At 60.8% G+C, this 18,021-nt stretch carries 19 protein-coding genes; 17 read left to right on the top strand and 2 right to left on the bottom strand.

Going from position 1 to position 18,021, the window contains the following annotated elements:
- Window positions 1-73: 73 nt before the first annotated feature.
- Window positions 74-352: a DUF1905 domain-containing protein gene (locus tag AC3WTO_RS08045; RefSeq protein WP_492460189.1), complete on the top strand. Its 279-nt coding sequence runs from the start codon at window positions 74-76 to the stop codon at window positions 350-352.
- Between the two features lie 59 nt (window positions 353-411).
- On the opposite strand, the gene plsY is transcribed toward AC3WTO_RS08045, so the two are convergent.
- Window positions 412-1,086: a glycerol-3-phosphate 1-O-acyltransferase PlsY gene (plsY, locus tag AC3WTO_RS08040; RefSeq protein WP_492460188.1), complete on the bottom strand. Its 675-nt coding sequence runs from the start codon at window positions 1,084-1,086 to the stop codon at window positions 412-414.
- 473 nt (window positions 1,087-1,559) lie between these two features.
- Between plsY and AC3WTO_RS08035 the strand changes: the two genes are divergently transcribed.
- From AC3WTO_RS08035 to AC3WTO_RS08025, 3 genes are all read left to right on the top strand, one after another.
- Entirely contained in the window at window positions 1,560-2,684 is a 1,125-nt protein-coding gene (locus AC3WTO_RS08035; protein WP_492460187.1) for a L,D-transpeptidase, read from the top strand.
- A gap of 150 nt (window positions 2,685-2,834) precedes the next feature.
- Window positions 2,835-4,463 (top strand): CTP synthase, encoded by a 1,629-nt coding sequence (pyrG, locus tag AC3WTO_RS08030; protein ID WP_492460186.1) that lies wholly within the window; start codon window positions 2,835-2,837, stop codon window positions 4,461-4,463.
- Window positions 4,464-4,477: 14 nt separating this feature from the next.
- A complete protein-coding gene (locus AC3WTO_RS08025) occupies window positions 4,478-5,011 on the top strand; it encodes a DUF1697 domain-containing protein (protein ID WP_492460185.1) in 534 nt (177 codons plus the stop codon).
- 89 nt (window positions 5,012-5,100) lie between these two features.
- On the opposite strand, the gene AC3WTO_RS08020 is transcribed toward AC3WTO_RS08025, so the two are convergent.
- Complete coding sequence (locus tag AC3WTO_RS08020; RefSeq protein WP_492460184.1) at window positions 5,101-6,552, bottom strand: NCS1 family nucleobase:cation symporter-1; 1,452 nt, start codon at window positions 6,550-6,552, stop codon at window positions 5,101-5,103.
- A 195-nt stretch (window positions 6,553-6,747) separates the two neighbouring features.
- On the opposite strand from AC3WTO_RS08020, the gene AC3WTO_RS08015 reads away from it, so the two are divergent.
- The 13 genes from AC3WTO_RS08015 to AC3WTO_RS07955 all read left to right on the top strand — a co-directional run bounded on the left by AC3WTO_RS08015 (window position 6,748) and on the right by AC3WTO_RS07955 (window position 18,016).
- On the top strand, window positions 6,748-7,308 hold the full coding sequence (locus tag AC3WTO_RS08015; protein ID WP_492460183.1) for a GNAT family N-acetyltransferase: 561 nt from the start codon (window positions 6,748-6,750) through the stop codon (window positions 7,306-7,308).
- Window positions 7,309-7,371: 63 nt separating this feature from the next.
- Window positions 7,372-8,274, top strand: coding sequence for a VOC family protein (locus AC3WTO_RS08010; protein WP_492460182.1), 903 nt, complete (start codon window positions 7,372-7,374; stop codon window positions 8,272-8,274).
- Entirely contained in the window at window positions 8,271-9,104 is an 834-nt protein-coding gene (gene kdsA / locus AC3WTO_RS08005; protein WP_492460181.1) for a 3-deoxy-8-phosphooctulonate synthase, read from the top strand. The genes AC3WTO_RS08010 and kdsA overlap by 4 nt, the downstream gene beginning before the upstream one ends.
- Before the next feature lie 92 nt (window positions 9,105-9,196).
- Complete coding sequence (locus AC3WTO_RS08000) at window positions 9,197-9,400, top strand: dodecin family protein (RefSeq protein WP_101937016.1); 204 nt, start codon at window positions 9,197-9,199, stop codon at window positions 9,398-9,400.
- Window positions 9,401-9,488: 88 nt separating this feature from the next.
- Window positions 9,489-10,445 (top strand): isopenicillin N synthase family dioxygenase, encoded by a 957-nt coding sequence (locus AC3WTO_RS07995; RefSeq protein WP_492460180.1) that lies wholly within the window; start codon window positions 9,489-9,491, stop codon window positions 10,443-10,445.
- Window positions 10,446-10,599: 154 nt separating this feature from the next.
- On the top strand, window positions 10,600-11,874 hold the full coding sequence (gene eno, locus AC3WTO_RS07990) for a phosphopyruvate hydratase (protein ID WP_492460179.1): 1,275 nt from the start codon (window positions 10,600-10,602) through the stop codon (window positions 11,872-11,874).
- A 238-nt stretch (window positions 11,875-12,112) separates the two neighbouring features.
- Window positions 12,113-12,325: a hypothetical protein gene (locus AC3WTO_RS07985; RefSeq protein WP_492460178.1), complete on the top strand. Its 213-nt coding sequence runs from the start codon at window positions 12,113-12,115 to the stop codon at window positions 12,323-12,325.
- Between the two features lie 128 nt (window positions 12,326-12,453).
- A complete protein-coding gene (locus AC3WTO_RS07980) occupies window positions 12,454-12,777 on the top strand; it encodes an FtsB family cell division protein (protein WP_492460177.1) in 324 nt (107 codons plus the stop codon).
- Window positions 12,778-12,950: 173 nt separating this feature from the next.
- Window positions 12,951-13,985, top strand: coding sequence for a pyruvate dehydrogenase (acetyl-transferring) E1 component subunit alpha (gene pdhA, locus AC3WTO_RS07975; RefSeq protein WP_492460176.1), 1,035 nt, complete (start codon window positions 12,951-12,953; stop codon window positions 13,983-13,985).
- Window positions 13,986-14,000: 15 nt separating this feature from the next.
- Window positions 14,001-15,389 carry a pyruvate dehydrogenase complex E1 component subunit beta gene (locus tag AC3WTO_RS07970; RefSeq protein ID WP_492460175.1) on the top strand — a complete coding sequence of 463 codons (1,389 nt, stop codon included), beginning with the start codon at window positions 14,001-14,003 and terminating at the stop codon, window positions 15,387-15,389.
- An 18-nt stretch (window positions 15,390-15,407) separates the two neighbouring features.
- Window positions 15,408-16,775 carry a pyruvate dehydrogenase complex dihydrolipoamide acetyltransferase gene (locus tag AC3WTO_RS07965; RefSeq protein WP_492460174.1) on the top strand — a complete coding sequence of 456 codons (1,368 nt, stop codon included), beginning with the start codon at window positions 15,408-15,410 and terminating at the stop codon, window positions 16,773-16,775.
- A gap of 19 nt (window positions 16,776-16,794) precedes the next feature.
- Entirely contained in the window at window positions 16,795-17,445 is a 651-nt protein-coding gene (locus AC3WTO_RS07960) for an SGNH/GDSL hydrolase family protein (RefSeq protein WP_492460173.1), read from the top strand.
- Window positions 17,429-18,016 carry a GNAT family N-acetyltransferase gene (locus AC3WTO_RS07955; protein WP_492460172.1) on the top strand — a complete coding sequence of 196 codons (588 nt, stop codon included), beginning with the start codon at window positions 17,429-17,431 and terminating at the stop codon, window positions 18,014-18,016. The genes AC3WTO_RS07960 and AC3WTO_RS07955 overlap by 17 nt, the downstream gene beginning before the upstream one ends.
- Window positions 18,017-18,021: the final 5 nt, after the last annotated feature.

The following is an 18,021-nucleotide window of genomic DNA, read 5'->3' as shown; positions in this document are numbered from 1 at the left end:
ATCTGGAAAATCTTACACTCGCCGTCGGAGCGGCCTCTCATCTTGCGTCCTTGGTGAAACCTGGGAGCGAAAAATGAGACAAGTGCTCGAGACGTCTTTTGATGCGTTGATACAAAGGAGCTCGGCCACCGGCGGCTGGACCTACGTTGTCTGGCCGCATTCGGCTGAGTTCTTCAAAACGAGGGGTCTGGTGAGAATTCGCGCGATTGTCGATGGTGTCGCGTTCCAGAGTTCCTTCATGGCGCTTGGCGACGGCAATCACAAATTGCCGCTCAAGGCCGATCTTCTGAAGGCCGTCGGCAAACAAGCCGGTGACAGGGTTTCAATCACGCTGACCGAGCGCTTGAACTGAGCCGATCGCAATTACCGCTGAGTCGGTAGCTGTTCTGGTCTTTGGAAGCTTGCGGTGGCCTAGCGCTGGGCGTTCGTTCGATCTTGTCCCAGCCGAGGCTCCGATCCGGAAAAAAGACGCTGAATGTTGGCACGGTGGCGCGCAACCACATAAGCGCTCCCCACGACGATCAGCAATAGATAGGCAAGTGGCTGCTCGAGGCAGAAAACGAGAGCCGTTGCGGTGAAGGCAGCCGCTATGGAAGCAAGGGAAACGATCCGGAAGACAGCCAGAACGGTGCCCCAGGCTGCCAGCGCACCCAAACCGACCGGCAGCGATATCGCCAGCAAGACACCAAGCCCGGTCGCCGCGGACTTCCCGCCTGTGAAATTCAGCCAGATCGAGCGGCCGTGTCCCAACAATGCCGCAAGTCCTGACAGGCAGACGGCCCAAGGCGTCAAGGCCAGGGTGTCGATTGCTGCAGGCGGTGCGAAGGATGGCAGAGTGGGGAGCCAGGTGTAAAACCAGCGGGCAAGGACGATTGCTGCTGCACCCTTTGACACATCGACGCACAGAACTGCCAAGGCGGGCCATTTGCCCAGGGTTCGCAGCACGTTCGTTGCGCCAGTGGAATTGGAGCCATGTTCGCGAATGTCGATGCCGCGAAGCAATTTGCCGACCAGATATCCTGTGGGAATGGAACCCAGCAGATAGGCAACCATCAATCCGACAGCGCTTCCCAGAAAAAGTGCCATGGAGTCTCCGAAGGGTGCCATCCTGACGTCGATCGGGGCAGTCATTCCCCGGACAGCCAGGAAGTCAATTCCATACGCGATCGACGGCATGTACCGAAGCGCCCGACAGTATGCCCTGGCAGTGGGTTGCAGGGGAGGCCTTGGTTTCCAAGTGGCAATAAGCCTGTCAACCGGGTCAAACCATAAGCCGGCGTGCCATTGATAGGGGGCGACGTTGAATCGTTGTCCCGATTGGGCACAGTCGCCGAGGAAGTAACCGCGCCGCACGGCACAGTAACACCATTACCTGTTGTTCCTGGAACACAGTTGGCGCAAATGCGGTGCCTTCACGAAGAATCGATCTCGTACTGGGGTCAAAGGTGCTTGAGCGGTCGGCGCCTGTTCGATTATAGCGAAATTGCGGCAATTGCGGTGCCTTGAAGGCGCCGCCGGTTTGCCGTGGGCAACACGATTCTTCTGGACGGAACTTCGCCATGCGGCTTCGCAGTTTCATTCTCGCCGGCCTTTGTGCCGTGCTCACCGTTGGTGCGCCTGCTTATGCAGCCGCGCCGGCCAATCCGAAGGCAACCAAGGCTGACACCGCAAAGACCAAAAGCGCGGCTGTCGAGCTGAAGCAGCTCAAGAAGAAAAAGAAACCGACCGAGGCTGACCTCGCTCGCATCGAGGATCTGGAAAAGCAGGTCCAGGTCGAACGCGCTCTCGCGAAGGAAAAGGCCCTTGAGGCGCGTAAGCTGGCCATGCGCGAAGCCGCCAAGGTGAAGGCTGAAGCCGCCCGCCAGGAGTTCCTGGCCAAGAAGGGCCAGAAGCCAGTGATTCAGTCGGCGGAGCCGGCAGAGGATGCCAAGCAGGCCAAGAAGCTGGCCAAGCTCGAGCTCACCAAGCCGATCGAGCCGATGCCGGCAGTTGTCGAAGAGCCGCTGACGGTGGAGGCCGAGGACGTCGTTGCCAACGGCAACAATGGCGAGCTGCGTAGCGAGCCGCGTGCCGGCGAAGTCCGCCCACGCAACAACAACGGTCTGTTCGCCGGCCTTTTCGGTGGCAATGCCGGTTCGTCATCGATGTCCATGTTGCCGCAGACGCGTGCGCTGGACGCGGTCATGGACAAAAATTCGGCCAAGAAGCCCTTCAACGTGAAGCCGGAATACGAGCCCCAGGAAGTGACTTTCTCGGGCTATGAGCCCGGCACCATCGTCATCAATACGGCCGAACGCCGGCTCTATCTGGTTGAATCCTGGTCCACTGCCCGTCGCTATGCGATCGCGGTCGGCAAGGAAGGCCTGCAGTACAAGGGCGATACGACCGTCGGCGACAAGCAGGAGTGGCCGCGCTGGATTCCGACGAAAGACATGCAGGAGCGTGAGCCGAAGAAGTACGGCCAGTACAAGGACGGCATGCCCGGCGGTGGCATGAATCCGCTCGGCGCCCGTGCCATCTACCTCTATGACGGCAAGAAGGACACGCATCTGCGTATCCACGGCACCATTGCGCCGCAGACGATTGGTACCAGTTCGTCCAATGGCTGCTTCCGCATGATCAACGATCACGTCATCGAGCTGTACAATCGCGTCAAGATGGGCACCAAGGTCGTCGTCCTGTAACGCTGTACGAAGAATTGACGGAAGGGCCGGCTCCAGCCGGCCCTTTTGTTTTGGCCGAAAACCGGCCCAAGTGAGTAGTTCCGGGAAAAACCACGCGCGGCGGTTTTTCCACTAGCGGAATCGATCAGGCCGCGCTAAGCGATGGTTCCCATGGCGCGATATGTATTCATCACCGGCGGCGTGGTTTCTTCCCTTGGAAAAGGCATTGCCGCAGCGGCTCTCGGAGCCCTGTTGCAGGCGCGCGGCTACCGCGCGCGCATCAAAAAACTCGACCCTTATCTCAACGTCGATCCCGGCACGATGTCGCCTTACCAGCACGGTGAGGTGTTTGTGACGGACGACGGTGCCGAGACAGATCTCGATCTCGGCCACTATGAACGTTTCACCGGCCGTTCAGCCAACCAGAACGACAACATCACCACCGGCCGCATCTACAAGAACATCATCGAACGCGAGCGGCGCGGCGACTATCTCGGCGCCACAGTGCAGGTCATTCCGCACGTCACCGACGAGATCAAGAACTTCGTGCTCGATGGCAATGAAGACTATGACTTCGTGCTGTGCGAAATCGGCGGCACGGTGGGCGACATCGAAGCGATGCCGTTCCTGGAGGCCATTCGTCAACTCGGCAACGACCTGCCGCGCAACAATGCCGTCTATGTGCACCTGACCCTGATGCCCTACATTCCGGCGGCCGGCGAATTGAAGACCAAGCCAACGCAGCATTCGGTCAAGGAACTGCGTTCCATCGGCATTGCACCGGACATCCTTCTGGTGCGTGCCGACCGGTCGATCCCGAAGGAAGAACGGCGCAAGCTGTCGCTGTTCTGCAACGTGCGCGAATCGGCCGTCATCCAGGCGCTCGACGTCGGACACATCTACGATGTGCCGATGGCCTATCACAATGAAGGACTGGATACGGAAGTGCTCGCTGCCTTCGGCATCGAGCCTGCGCCGAAGCCGCGCATGGAGCCGTGGCAGGGCGTGGCAGAACGCATCCATAACCCGGAAGGCGAGGTCACCATCGCCATCGTCGGCAAATACACCGGTCTCAAGGACGCCTATAAGTCGTTGATCGAGGCGCTGTCGCATGGCGGCATGGCCAATCGCGTCAAGGTCAAGCTCGACTGGATCGAAAGCGAAGTCTTCGAGAGGGAAGATCCGGCGCCGTTCCTGGAAAAGGTGCATGGCATTCTGGTGCCCGGCGGATTCGGCGAGCGTGGTTCGGAAGGCAAGATCCTGGCTGCCAAATTCGCCCGTGAGCGCAAGGTGCCGTATTTCGGCATCTGTTTCGGCATGCAGATGGCGTGCATCGAGGCTGCTCGTTCGCTGGCCGGTATCGAAAATGCCTCGTCGACGGAGTTCGGCGCCACCAAGGAGCCTGTCGTCGGCCTGATGACGGAATGGCTGAAGGGCAATATGCTGGAGAAGCGGCAGTCTGCCGGCGATCTCGGCGGCACGATGCGGCTCGGCGCTTATGATGCACGGCTGGAGGCCGGCTCCAAGATCGCTGAGATCTATGGCGATACCGATATTTCGGAGCGTCATCGCCACCGCTACGAAGTCAACATCGACTACAAGCAGCGGCTGGAAGATTGCGGGCTGGTCTTCGCCGGCATGTCTCCGGACGGCGTGTTGCCTGAGACAGTCGAGTATCCCGACCATCCCTGGTTCATCGGTGTGCAGTATCATCCGGAGCTCAAGAGCCGTCCGCTGGAACCGCATCCGCTGTTTGCCTCTTTCATCGAGGCGGCGCTCGAACAGAGCCGGATGGTCTGAGGCAGGGTAGGGCAGTGCGGACCTATATTGCGCTGCTCTATTCCATCGTGCTGACGCCGCAGCGTCGCGTGGTAATGGCCGATCTCAAGGCGATGGCCGAGGGATTGGGGTTCACCAATACGCGCACGCTGGCTGCCAGCGGCAATCTGCTGTTCGATGCGCCGGAAACTTCGATAAGAGCACTGGAAAACCAGCTCGAGGCCGCATTCTCGCAAGCTTTCGGTCGGCATGTCGACATCATCGTGCGTGATGCAGCCGGCTGGCCGGCATTCGCTGCGGGCAACCCGTTTCCGGAAGAGTCCGCCGAGGCGGCGGATCAGGTCGCGGTTCGTGTCATGCGTCAACAGGTGCCCGATGCGGCGATCGAGTCGCTGAAGCCCTATGCTGCGCCGGACGAAAAGATCGCCTTGGTGAATGGCGACATCTGGATCGTCTTTTCACGGGAGCGGCCGAATTCGCGCCTGCTCAGCGTGGTGGGGCACAAGCGCCTTGGCGTCGGCACCTCGCGCAACTGGAACACGGTGCGCAAGCTGGCTGAAATGGTGTAAGTTTAGACTTACCTTTCGAAAATTCACGGCTCGGATCATTTCTGCAGGAACAGGGCGCGCTTTCTGAGCTCGCCCTGTCCTCTTCTCGGTCAGGCCTTGGCCGGTACGCGCACCGACGCTGACGAGCGCAGGACGTAGTAGATGATGCCGGCGATTGCCACGCCGAAGAACCAGCCATAGACACCCCACCATGTTGGCAGCCAATTGGTGAAATTGGGCAGGATCGACGAGAAGATCGCGCCGATGCCCGCGGCGATGAAGGCATTCACATGCCAGCCGCCCTGGAACCGGAATTCCCCGTCCTCGCGATAAAGCGCTTCGACATCGACCTCGCCTTTGCGGATCAGGTAGTAGTCGACCATCATCACACCGAAAATCGGTCCCATGGTGGCGCCGATGATGCCGACAAAAGACGCGGCGCTGCCTTCCCAGGGGGCGAACGGATAGAGCACCAATGCGATCACGGCGGCGATATAGCCGCCCTTCTTGAAGTCGATCTGCTTTGGGAAGACGTTGGCGAAGTCGAAGGCCGGTGAGACGAAATTCGCCACCACGTTGATACCAAGCGTGGCGACCGCAAAAGTCAGTGCCGCCAACAGTGCCAGGAACCAGCTGTCGAACTTGGCCGAGATCTGGTCAGGGTGCAGCAGGACTTCGCCATAGACATCGTAAGCGGCGATCGTGGTCACGCCCGCCACCAGCGAGAACAGGATCAGATTGACCGGCAGGCCCCAGATATTGCCCTTGCGCAGGGCTGCCTTGTCAGGCGCGTAGCGGGCAAAGTCGCAGAAATTCAGGTAAAGCGCGGAGAAGTAGGTGACCCAGATCGCGGCGACGCCGAACAGCGCCGTCCAGGACCCCGGATCGCCCGGAATGCCGGCGTCCTTGGTCTTCTCACGCAGGACATCGAGCGGAATGTCGCTCGTGAAGGCGAACTTGCCCGACTTCACGCAGAGATAGACGGCAAGGATCAGCATCATCACCCACACCGCCGGTCCTGCCCAATCCTGGAACCGGCGGACCGTCTCCATGCCCTTCTGGATGATGAGCAACTGCAGGGCCCAGATCACGACAAAGCAGATCACCTCAAGCGTCGAATGGCCGAGCATGTGGCTGTTCTGGTGGAAGGCCAGCATGCTTTCGTTGCGGATGAGCAGGGCAACGATGGCGCCGGAAGCCGCGGCTGTCTGTGCACCGTACCAGAAGCAGGCAACGATCGCGCGCACCAGCGCCGGGACGTTGGCGCCCCAGATGCCAAAGGACGCCCGCGCCAGGACCGGGTAGGGTACGCCGGTCTTGACCCCGGCATAGCCGACCAGATTCATCAGCGCATAGATAATGAGCGAGCCGATGCCTATCGCGATGATGAAGTTGAGGAACCCGCCGCAGAACAGGAACAGGCTGGCAGCGAGATAATAACCCCACAGGCTGTGGACGTCGGATGTCCACACGTTGAAGATCGAAAATGGCCCCCAGTTTCGGACCTTGGCAGGCGCCAGGTCCTCGTTGTAGAGGTTGGGTGAAGCACCGGGTATGGTCATATAAGTCCCCTCTCATGACCTTATATTTTTGGGCAGGAAGGTTATGCCTGCCGTCGGGGAAGGGGAAGAAACCGATTTGCCGGTTTTCCCGAAAAAGATATTCAATGAGAAAATGGCTTCTCGCGAGGCGATTCAGTCTAAACGCGCGAGAAGCGAGTCGGCATTGCATCGCGCTGCCGGATGGGAGACCAGCGAATGATGGTGGCGCACGATGGTCCAGTCACACTGGAGACCTGGTCTGCGGGCGATATCGACATTCTCGAACGTTGCAACACGCTGGAAGCCAAGCGTTACATTGGCGGGCCGGAAACTCCGGAGAAGCTGCTCGACCGTAATCGGCGCTATCAGGCGTATGGCATTCCCGGCGAAACCCGAATGTTCCGCATTTCCCATGACGGACTTGGTGCCGGATCGATTGGCTATTGGGAACGGTCGTGGCAGGGCGGGCTTGTCTACGAAACCGGTTGGGCGGTGGTCCCCGATCTTCAGGGGCACGGGATCGCAGGCAAGGCGACAGCGCTGTTGATCGAAGTGTTGCTTGGCGAACACCGGCATCGCTACCTGCATGCCTTTCCGGCGCCGGACAATCCTGCCTCCAATGCGATCTGCCGCAGGCTCGGGTTCGAGCTCATGGGTGAATGCGATTTCGAATACCCGCCAGGCAGCGTGATGCGCAGCAACGATTGGCGATTTGATCTCGGGGCACCTGCGACTATCCGACCGGGTCGACGCCATTCTCCTGCGTCACGCGGCTGACGCAGGATCGTGGCAGGGGACGGTGGCGCTGAACGAGCCATTTTCCTTGAACCGGTAGTCGGAATGATGCACATCGCCGCCAGTATGCAACGACCAGTCCATCCACTCGATCATATCGTGCTGCCGACGGCGACGCTTGAAAGCGCCGAGGCGCGTCTTTCTGCATTGGGGTTCACGGTCGCGCCGCGCGGCGTTCATCCGTTCGGCACCGAGAACTGCTGCGTCTATCTTGCCGACGGCACCTTCCTGGAGCCGCTCGCGATAGGCGATGGCGACGTGGCTGCGCAAGCGATCATGGCCGGCAACGTATTCGTGGCCCGCGATCACACCTATCGCGAAGATCACGGTCCTGAAGGTTTCTCAGCGATCGTGTTTGGCACCGACGATGCCGACCACGATCACCGTACCTATGTGGAGGCCGGTATCTCAGCGGGGGAGAGGCTCGATTTCTCGCGCCCCTTTACCGACCGTTCCGGCAGGAGCGATACCGTTTCGTTCAGGCTTGCCTTCGCGTCGGGGCGTGACACCCCTGATGCCTTCGTCTTCGCCTGCCAGAGGATCAACGCGCCGAAGGTGGATCGAGCCGCGTTGCAGGTGCACGCCAACGGTGCCACACGCATCCACCGCATTGTGGCGGTGAGTGACGATCCCGCCGGGCAACAGGCTCTCCTGGCAAAGGCTGCCGGGGTTGGTAGCGCGACGGCTTTTTCGAATGGCCTGTTGGCACTGCCGAATGCGGATGTGTCGGTCCTGCAGCCGGAAGAATTCGGATCCGAATTCGGACTTGATGCCGGCGGCCGCACGGCGCTCCGTTTCGTCGCCGTCATCTTTGCTGTGACGGATCGTGATGCGACAGAGCACCTGCTTGTTTCGGCCGGCATCAGGCCCCATTTGCGGGACGGCCGGCTTGTCGTGCCGCCAGCACCGGGCCAGGGTGCTGCCTTCATCTTCGAGGAACTGAAATGACCAAACCCAATGCCAAGGTGACCGTCGGCCAGACGCTGTTCGCAAACGATGCGCCGTTGTCGCTGATCGCTGGCCCGTGCCAGTTCGAATCGCGCCAGCATGCTTTCGATATGGCAGGCGCGCTGAAGGAGCTGACGGGAAAGCTCGGCATCGGTTTCGTCTACAAATCTTCTTTCGACAAGGCCAACCGCAGCTCATTGAGCAGCACGCGCGGCGCCGGACTGGACGCGGCGCTGCCGGTTTTCTCGGAATTGCGCAAGGAACTCGGTGTAACGATCCTGACCGATATCCACACCGAGGAGCAGTGCGCGATCGTAGCGCCGCATGTCGACGTGCTGCAAATCCCGGCATTCCTGTCGCGTCAGACCGATCTGCTCATTGCTGCCGCCAAGACCGGCAAGGTCGTCAATGTGAAGAAGGGGCAGTTCCTTGCTCCCTGGGACATGAAGAATGTGGTGGCCAAACTGACCGATTCAGGCAATCCGAACGTGCTTGTGACGGAGCGCGGCGCCTCTTTCGGCTACAATACGCTGGTCTCCGACATGCGGGCCCTGCCGATCATGGCCGACATCGGTGCGCCGGTGATCTTCGACGCCACCCACTCCGTGCAGCAGCCGGGCGGGCAGGGCACCACATCGGGCGGCGAGCGCCGCTTCGTCGAGACGCTGGCACGCGCGGCGGTGGCTGTCGGTGTGGCCGGTGTATTTGTCGAGACGCATGAGGACCCCGATAACTCGACCTCGTCCGACGGACCGAACATGGTGCCGTTCAAGGACATGCCGGCGCTGCTGGAACGCCTGATGGCGTTCGACAGGATTGCCAAGGCCTGACCGCCCGCGGCAACGAGACTATCTTTGATTGCAGGCGATGTTGCCCGGTTGTAGGCTTGCCGGGCAAATTGGCTCGTCGTCAGGAGTAGGACATGTCCGTCGCCCGCGTTACCGAGATCACCGCTTCCTCCAAGAAAAGCTTCCAGGATGCCATCGAGAAAGGCGTCGAGCGCGCCTCCAAAACCCTCAAGAATGTCGAGGGTGCCTGGATCCAGGATCAGAAGATCGTGGTCGAGGGCGGCAAGATCGTTGCCTACCGCGTCAACATGAAGGTCACCTTCATTCTCGCGGACTAGCGCGAGGACTGGAACAACGCTTCCTCATTGAAGCAATGGACGCGAAAGTTATGCTCTCATCGGAGCAAGAAGCCGATGGGAGTGGAAAATGGTTGCGGCATTTCCGGTTTTCGATCTTTCGCGTTTCGAACAGGCAGATGTCGCCGACCGCAAGGCGCTCGGTCGTGAAGTCGACGAGATTTGCCGCGCGACCGGTTTCCTGGCGGTCAGCGGGCATTCTGTTCCGCAGGCCGTGATCGATCTCGTATGGTCGAAGGCACGGGAATTCTTCGACCAGCCGGCAGTGTTGAAGGACAAGGTAAGGGCGCCCTATCCGGGCTATCCCTATGGCTATCTCGGCCCCGGGGCCGAGGCTCTGGCCAAGTCCAAAGGTGCCGACACGCCGCCGGACCTCAAGGAAAGTTTCAACGGCGGCCCGCTCTCGGTTCCGCAAGGACTGACCGATTCGCAGGCGCTGGCGTTCTGTTACGCCGAAACGATCTGGCCGCAAGCTCCGGACGGTTTCGTCGATGCCTGGAAGGCATATTATGCGGCCATGGAGGATCTAGCCGCGCGTATCATGCGCGTGTTCGCGGTCGCGCTTGAGCTGCCGGAAGATTATTTCCAGCCAATGATCGACCGGCCAATCAGCGCCTTGCGACCACTGAACTATCCTGAGACCGATACGCCGCCACTCGCCGGCCAACTGCGTGCTGGTGCGCATACCGATTATGGCAGCCTGACCATCCTGTTGCCGCAACCAGGCTCTGGTGGCTTGCAGATATTCACGCCGGAAGGCGACTGGCGCGAAGTGCCGCCTGTAGAGGGAGCGTTCGTCATCAACATCGGCGATCTGATGGCGCTTTGGACCAACGATCGCTGGGTGTCGACACTGCATCGCGTCATCAATCCAGATGTCGGTGCGGCGAACTCGGCGCGGCGCCAGTCGCTGGCCTTCTTCCATCAACCGAACTGGCATCAGCAAATCTCCTGCATCGAGACCTGTCTGAAGCCTGGGGAGGCGCCCCGCTATCAGCCGGTGCAGTCGGGCCCCTACCTGATGTAAATTCAACGCAACGGTGAAGCCGGCCGCCTGACAAAGAGCGGAATCTGCCACCCAGCGCGGTTGCGTTTCGTGAAGCTTTGGCTATTGAGTTTGCGTAGCGTCACCCCGCCGGTGCACCCCTCGCACCGTCCTCATCCCCAAGCAGGAGCCTCACATGACCGCCATCATTGACATAGTTGGCCGTGAAATTCTCGACAGCCGCGGCAATCCGACCGTCGAGGTCGATGTCGTCCTCGAGGATGGCTCAATGGGGCGTGCCGCAGTGCCGTCGGGTGCTTCGACTGGCGCTCACGAAGCCGTCGAATTGCGTGATGGTGGTCCGCGTTATCTCGGCAAGGGTGTCGAGCGTGCCGTCGAGGCCGTCAATGGCGAGATCTTCGAGGCGATCGGCGGTATGGAAGCCGAGCATCAGATCCAGATCGACCAGACCATGATCGAGCTGGACGGCACCGCCAACAAGGGCCGTCTCGGCGCAAACGCCATCCTGGGCGTTTCGCTGGCGGTCGCCAAGGCTGCTGCCGAGGCATCCGGCCTGCCGCTCTATCGCTATGTCGGCGGCCCGAACGCCCGTGTGCTGCCGGTGCCGATGATGAACATCATCAACGGCGGCGCCCACGCCGACAATCCGATCGATTTCCAGGAATTCATGATCATGCCGGTCGGTGCGCCGACGCTGCGTGACGCCGTGCGCTGGGGCGCCGAGATCTTCCACACGCTGAAGAAGGGGCTGAAGGAAGCCGGCCACAACACCAATGTCGGCGATGAGGGCGGCTTCGCGCCGAACCTGAAGAGCGCCCCGCTGGCACTCGACTTCGTGATGGCTTCCATCGAGAAGGCAGGTTTCAAGCCAGGTCAGGACGTGGCGCTTGCGCTGGACTGCGCAGCCACCGAGTTCTTCAAGGATGGCAACTACGTCTACGAAGGTGAGAAGAAAAGCCGCGATCCCAAGGCGCAGGCCAAGTATCTTGCCAAGCTCGCTGCCGATTATCCGATCATCTCCATCGAGGACGGCATGGCCGAAGACGATTGGGAGGGCTGGAAGTACCTGACCGACCTCATCGGCAAAAAGGTACAGCTGGTGGGCGACGATCTGTTCGTCACCAACACGGCACGCCTGCGCGATGGCATCAAGATGGGCGTCGCCAACTCGATTCTCGTCAAGGTCAACCAGATCGGGTCGCTGACCGAGACGCTGGAAGCGGTCGAGACCGCGCATAAGGCTGCCTATACCGCCGTCATGTCGCATCGTTCGGGCGAGACCGAGGATTCTACGATCGCCGACCTCGCAGTCGCGACCAATTGCGGACAGATCAAGACGGGTTCGCTGTCGCGTTCCGATCGCATGGCGAAATACAACCAGCTGATCCGAATCGAAGAAGAGCTCGGCGCGCAGGCGCGTTATGCTGGCACGTCGATCCTCAAGGCTTGATGGCTGATAGCCACAGCATCTATCGCCAGCCACCGATCGGAAGGATCGGTGGCTGCGCTATCTCTTTTGCAATGGCCGCCGTCTTCATGACGGCGGCCATTGCACAGGAGTTGCCGCAAGGCTTCCGCTCGCCGACTGGCAACATCCAGTGCCTGTTTTTCGACGCTTCATCTGTCTGCTGCAACATTGCCGCGGTTTCGAACCGGCTGGCGCAGCGGCCGGCCGACTGCGATCTGGAATGGGACACGATTTCGGCCTGGGAGCGAGCTCACGGGAAGGCGAGCGCCTGTGCGTGGGCGACACCATCGCCGGCACGTATGAGATCCTGCCTTATGGTGAGAGCGCACGCAACGGTGCCATCGTCTGCCGATCGGCGCGCAAGGGCGTGGTCTGTATCAATGACAAGGGTGCTGGCTTCGAGTTATCGCGTTCCCTGCAGCGTGTTTTCTGAGCGCGAATACGTGTTTCTGCGCGCCTGCAGACAAGGCAATTTCCCGCATGTCTGAAGCCATCGCAACTACCTTCGTAACCCTCCATTAAGCACAATCGGGCGACAAGAGGCAGACGAGGAGTCGCGCCATGTGGACACGCCAGCACAAGCAGACAAATACCGGTCGGCTGATCGTGCCGGCTCTTTGTGCCGTGGTTCTGAGCTATTTCGGCTACCATGCCTATCATGGTGCCTTTGGCATCAATTCGAGAGCCAAGCTGCAGGAGCAGGTGGCGAGTCTGCAAGCGCAGCTTGCCACGGTGAAGGAACGCCGGATGGAAATCGAGCAGCGTGTCAGGCTCCTGCATGACGGCTCGATCGAAAAAGACATGCTGGACGAGCAGGCGCGGCGGGCGCTGAATGTGACGAGTGCAAACGAAGTCGTCATCATGCTGCCGTCAAAAGCCGATTAACCTAATGTCGGTTAATCGACGTTATTTCCAATATTTATAACTGCTTAGATGCATGCCAGCCATGCATTTTTCCGCATGGCGTAACGGCACCTTGCGTGCTAGCTTTCCCTCAATCGGTGGGGAGAGACGATCTTCCCCCGTAGTCCGCGAAGAGACGCAACAGGGAGTGAAGCATGGCAACCGCCGCCAGAAAAGCGCCTGCCAAATCCAAGTCCGACAGCAAAAGCCTGACTGCTCCAAAGCCGTTGGACTTTACGAAAGAGCAGGAGCTGTCAGCCTATCGCCTGATGCTCCTGATGCGCCGCTTCGAGGAAAAGGCCGGCCAGCTTTACGGCATGGGTTTCATCGGCGGTTTCTGCCATCTCTACATCGGCCAGGAGGCGGTCGTTACCGGCCTCAAGATGTCGCTCATCGAGGGCGACCAGATGATCACCGCATATCGCGACCACGCCCACATGCTGGCGATGGAGATGAGCCCGCGCGGCGTGATGGCCGAGCTGACCGGGCGCCGTGGAGGCTACTCCAAGGGCAAGGGCGGTTCGATGCACATGTTCTCCAAGGAGAAGAATTTCTACGGCGGCCACGGCATTGTCGGCGCGCAGGTGTCGTTGGGTACCGGGCTGGCTTTTGCCAACCGGTATCGCGGCAACAAGAATGTCTCGGTGACCTATTTCGGCGACGGTGCCGCCAACCAAGGCCAGGTCTACGAAAGCTTCAACATGGCGTCGCTGTGGAAGCTGCCGGTCATCTATGTGATCGAGAACAACCGTTATGCCATGGGCACGTCGGTGTCGCGTTCGTCCGCGGAAACCGATTTCTCGCAACGCGGCCTGTCGTTTCGCATCCCAGGCATCCAGGTCGACGGCATGGACGTGCGTGCAGTGAAGGCGGCCGGCGATCTCGCGACCAACTGGTGCCGCTCCGGCAATGGCCCGATCATCCTCGAGATGGAAACCTATCGCTATCGCGGTCACTCCATGTCGGACCCGGCCAAGTACCGCAGCAAGGAAGAAGTGCAAAAAATGCGCTCCGAGCACGACCCGATCGAGCAGATCAAGGCGCGTCTTGCCGCCAAGAAATGGGCGAGCGAGGACGATCTCAAGGCCATCGACAAGGAAGTGCGCGATATCGTCGCCGATGCCGCCGATTTCGCGCAAACCGATCCCGAGCCGGATGCTTCCGAGCTGTGGACGGACATTCTGGTATAAGGGGAGGGTGCGACCATGCCGATTGAAATTCTCATGCCCGCGCTCTCGCCGACCATGGAAGAGGGCAATCTGTCGAAATGGCTGAAGAACGAGGGCGACAAGGTCGCTCCGGGCGACGTCATTGCCGAAATCGAGACCGACAAGGCGACCATGGAAGTGGAAGCCGTCGACGAAGGTACGCTGGGAAAGATCCTGGTCGCTGCTGGTTCGGAAGGCGTCAAGGTCAACACGCCGATAGCGGTTCTGTTGCAGGACGGTGAAAGCGCCAGCGATGCCGGCAAGACCGCTGCTCCTGCGAAGGCCGAGGCGCCTGCAATCGCCGAACCGGCTAACGCTCCCGCACCAAGTGCCGCTGCTGCCCCGGTCGCTGCCGCACCGAAGGCCGAAGTGGCCGCTGATCCCGATATTCCTGCTGGAACCGAGATGGTCTCCACCACGGTTCGCGAAGCGTTGCGCGACGCCATGGCTGAAGAGATGCGCCGCGACGAAGACGTCTTCGTCATGGGCGAGGAGGTTGCCGAATACCAGGGCGCCTACAAGATCACGCAGGGCTTGCTGCAGGAGTTCGGCGCACGGCGCGTGGTCGATACTCCGATCACCGAGCATGGCTTCGCGGGCGTCGGTGTCGGCGCCGCGATGACGGGTCTGAAGCCGATCGTGGAGTTCATGACCTTCAACTTCGCCATGCAGGCGATCGACCAGATCATCAACTCGGCGGCAAAGACGCTCTACATGTCCGGTGGCCAGATGGGAGCGCCGATCGTCTTCCGCGGGCCGAACGGTGCAGCAGCGCGCGTTGCGGCGCAGCATAGCCAGGACTACGCGGCCTGGTACAGCCACATCCCGGGTCTCAAGGTCATCCAGCCCTACAGCGCGGCCGATGCCAAAGGCCTGCTCAAGGCGGCAATCCGCGACCCCAATCCGGTTATCTTCCTGGAAAACGAAATCCTCTACGGTCACGCCTTCGATGTGCCCAAGCTCGATGATTTCGTGCTGCCGATCGGCAAGGCTCGTATCCACAAGGCCGGCAAGGACGTCACCATCGTGTCGTTCGGCATCGGCATGACCTATGCGGTCAAGGCGGAAGCGGAACTCGCGAAGCTGGGTATCGATGCTGAAATCATCGATCTTAGGACCATCCGGCCGATGGATCTCGACACCGTCATAGCCTCGGTGAAGAAGACCAATCGCCTGGTCACGGTGGAAGAAGGCTTCCCGCAGTCCTCGGTCGGCGATTTCATCGCCAACCAGGTTTCGCGCCAGGCGTTCGACTATCTCGACGCGCCGGTCATCACCATCACCGGCAAGGACGTGCCGATGCCCTACGCGGCCAACCTTGAAAAGCTGGCGCTGCCCAATGTCGCGGATGTGATCGAGGCGGTGAAAGCCGTCACCTATCGCTGATCTGGCCGGGAGGACAACATGCCGATCAACATTACCATGCCGGCCCTATCGCCAACCATGGAAGAGGGCAATCTCGCCAAGTGGCTGGTCAAGGAAGGCGACAAGGTCTCACCGGGCGACGTGATCGCAGAAATCGAGACCGACAAGGCGACTATGGAAGTCGAAGCCGTTGATGAAGGCACCGTCGCCAAGTTGGTCGTTCCCGCCGGCACCGAGGCGGTCAAGGTCAATGCCGTGATCGCCATTCTGGCCGCCGAAGGCGAAGATGCAGGCGCCGCTGCCAAAGGCGGCGAGGCCGCACCTGCCAAAGCCGAGGCTGCCAAGGCTGAAGCAAAGGCGGAGACGCCCAAAGTTGAAGCGGCGAAGGCCGAGCCTGCCTCCGCTCCCGCCGCGCCGAAACCAACCAGCAATGGAGCTGCGCCGGCAACGGGTGAGCGTACCTTTGCCTCGCCGCTCGCACGTCGTATCGCCAAGGATGCCGGTGTCGATGTCGCTGCCGTCACCGGTTCCGGCCCGCACGGTCGTGTGGTGAAGGCCGATGTCGAGGCAGCGATCGCCGGTGGCGGTGTGGCCAAGGCTGCTCCGGCTTCGGCGCAAGCGGCCGCCGCTCCGGCTGCAGCGCCTGCGGTCAAGCCGATGTCGGACGAAGCCGTGCTCAAGCTGTTCGAGCAGGGTTCCTACGACCTCGTCCCGCACGACAATATGAGGAAGACCATCGCCCGCCGTCTGGTCGAAGCGAAGTCGACCATCCCGCATTTCTACCTCACCCTCGACTGCGAGCTGGACGTGCTGCTCAAGCTGCGCTCGGAGCTCAATGCAGCCGCCCCGATGCGGAAGACCGAAAAGGGTGATGTCCCTGCCTACAAGCTTTCGGTCAACGACATGATCATCAAGGCGATGGCGCAGGCGCTGGTTGCCGTGCCGGATGCCAATGCATCGTGGACGGATTCGGCCATGGTCAAGCACAAGCACGCCGATGTCGGCGTCGCGGTGTCGATCCCCGGCGGCCTGATCACGCCGATCGTCAGGAAGGCCGACCAGAAGACGCTGTCGGTCATCTCCAACGAGATGAAGGATCTTGCCAGGCGGGCCCGCGACCGCAAGCTGAAGCCGGAGGAATACCAGGGCGGCACCACGGCGGTGTCAAACCTCGGCATGTTCGGCATCAAGGACTTCGCCGCGGTCATCAACCCGCCGCATGCGACGATCCTGGCGGTTGGTGCGGGTGAAGAGCGGGCTGTGGTGAAGGGCGGCGAGATCAGGATCGCCACCGTCATGTCGGTGACGCTGTCGACCGACCATCGTGCCGTCGACGGTGCGCTGGGAGCCGAACTGCTCGGCGCCTTCAAGCGCATCATCGAAAACCCGATGACCATGCTGGTCTGACAACCGCGGCAGGGCGGATATGAAGACCGTGCTTTGTTACGGCGATTCCTTGACCTGGGGCTACGATGCCGCGGGTCAAGGCCGCCATCGCTACGAAGATCGCTGGCCGAGTGTGCTGCAGGCAGAACTCGGCGCCGCGGCGCGCGTGATTCCGGAAGGGTTGAACGGTCGCACGACGGCCTTTGACGATCATCTGGCGGATTGCGACCGCAACGGCGCGCGCACCCTGCCGACGATCCTTGCGAGCCATGCCCCGCTCGACCTCATCGTTTTGCTGCTTGGCACCAATGACATGAAGTCGTTCATCTGCGGCCGAGCGGTCGGCGCCAGGCAAGGTATGGGACGGCTGGTCGATATCGTGCGTAGTCTCAACTATCCGATGGCTGCCGCCGCTCCCAAGGTGCTGCTGGTGTCACCACCGCTTGTTCGGGAAACGACGAACGTGAATTTTGCCGCCATGTATGGGGAGAGCATCGCGGAGTCGCGAAAACTCGCTCCGTTCTATGCAGCACTTGCCGCAGAAGTGGATTGTGGTTTCTTTGATGCCGGCTCGGTCGCCGAAGCGACACAGCTCGATGGTATCCATCTTGATGCCGAGAACACCCGTCGCATAGGCATCGCGCTGGCGCCAAAAGTGCGCGACATGCTGGAGCTTGACCGTGGCGGATGACATTATTCTGCGACCGGCGAAAAAAAGCGATGCAGCGGAACTTGCTGTTCTGGTGGATGTCAGCTCGCACGGCTTTGCATCCGGGCTCTGGTACGGTGCGGTCCTTGACGGCAGCAAGGAGACGGCATTCGAGCAAGGGCGGTCCTCCATGCGTTCCGATACGGAACGCGGGGCCTGGAAAGATGCCACCGTTGTCGTCGTCGATGAGGAATTGGCTGGCGTCATTATCGGCCATGCCATCGACGCAGCGATCGCGAGCGAAAGTGCGTGGCATCCCGTCGTTGAACCAATCCTGACCTTGCAGAAGATGCTCGTTGGCCACTGGTTCGTCGACAGTCTGGGCGTCTATCGCCACCTGCGCGGGAAGGGGCTGGGCAAGCGTCTGCTGCAGCACGAAATCGGACGCGGTGCCGGGCGTCCAATCAGCCTGATTACCGAAAGTCACAACGAGACCGCGCTCGGGCTTTACAAATCGCACGGATTTGCCGAGGTGACGCGACGGCAGGCCGTGCCGCTGTCGGACGGCAGGATGAAACATGACTGGGTGCTGCTCACGCGCGGTGCCGCTTGATGAGA

It is taken from the genome of Mesorhizobium sp. EU05-FHT14A09, assembly GCF_058790995.1.
The sequence above is the reverse complement of the archived record's forward strand: the minus strand, read 5'-3'. Positions and strand labels throughout refer to the sequence as shown.

Coding starts and splice junctions, on each gene's coding strand:
- pdhA (WP_492460176.1), top strand. CDS start 12,951: ATGGCAACCGCCGCCAGAAAAGCGCCTGCCAAATCCAAGTCCGACAGC.
- AC3WTO_RS07960 (WP_492460173.1), top strand. CDS start 16,795: ATGAAGACCGTGCTTTGTTACGGCGATTCCTTGACCTGGGGCTACGAT.
- AC3WTO_RS08045 (WP_492460189.1), top strand. CDS start 74: ATGAGACAAGTGCTCGAGACGTCTTTTGATGCGTTGATACAAAGGAGC.
- AC3WTO_RS08000 (WP_101937016.1), top strand. CDS start 9,197: ATGTCCGTCGCCCGCGTTACCGAGATCACCGCTTCCTCCAAGAAAAGC.
- pyrG (WP_492460186.1), top strand. CDS start 2,835: ATGGCGCGATATGTATTCATCACCGGCGGCGTGGTTTCTTCCCTTGGA.
- AC3WTO_RS07980 (WP_492460177.1), top strand. CDS start 12,454: ATGTGGACACGCCAGCACAAGCAGACAAATACCGGTCGGCTGATCGTG.
- plsY (WP_492460188.1), bottom strand. CDS start 1,086: ATGGCACTTTTTCTGGGAAGCGCTGTCGGATTGATGGTTGCCTATCTG.
- AC3WTO_RS07995 (WP_492460180.1), top strand. CDS start 9,489: ATGGTTGCGGCATTTCCGGTTTTCGATCTTTCGCGTTTCGAACAGGCA.
- kdsA (WP_492460181.1), top strand. CDS start 8,271: ATGACCAAACCCAATGCCAAGGTGACCGTCGGCCAGACGCTGTTCGCA.
- AC3WTO_RS08010 (WP_492460182.1), top strand. CDS start 7,372: ATGATGCACATCGCCGCCAGTATGCAACGACCAGTCCATCCACTCGAT.
- AC3WTO_RS08015 (WP_492460183.1), top strand. CDS start 6,748: ATGATGGTGGCGCACGATGGTCCAGTCACACTGGAGACCTGGTCTGCG.
- eno (WP_492460179.1), top strand. CDS start 10,600: ATGACCGCCATCATTGACATAGTTGGCCGTGAAATTCTCGACAGCCGC.
- AC3WTO_RS08035 (WP_492460187.1), top strand. CDS start 1,560: ATGCGGCTTCGCAGTTTCATTCTCGCCGGCCTTTGTGCCGTGCTCACC.
- AC3WTO_RS07965 (WP_492460174.1), top strand. CDS start 15,408: ATGCCGATCAACATTACCATGCCGGCCCTATCGCCAACCATGGAAGAG.
- AC3WTO_RS07970 (WP_492460175.1), top strand. CDS start 14,001: ATGCCGATTGAAATTCTCATGCCCGCGCTCTCGCCGACCATGGAAGAG.
- AC3WTO_RS07985 (WP_492460178.1), top strand. CDS start 12,113: ATGGGACACGATTTCGGCCTGGGAGCGAGCTCACGGGAAGGCGAGCGC.
- AC3WTO_RS08020 (WP_492460184.1), bottom strand. CDS start 6,552: ATGACCATACCCGGTGCTTCACCCAACCTCTACAACGAGGACCTGGCG.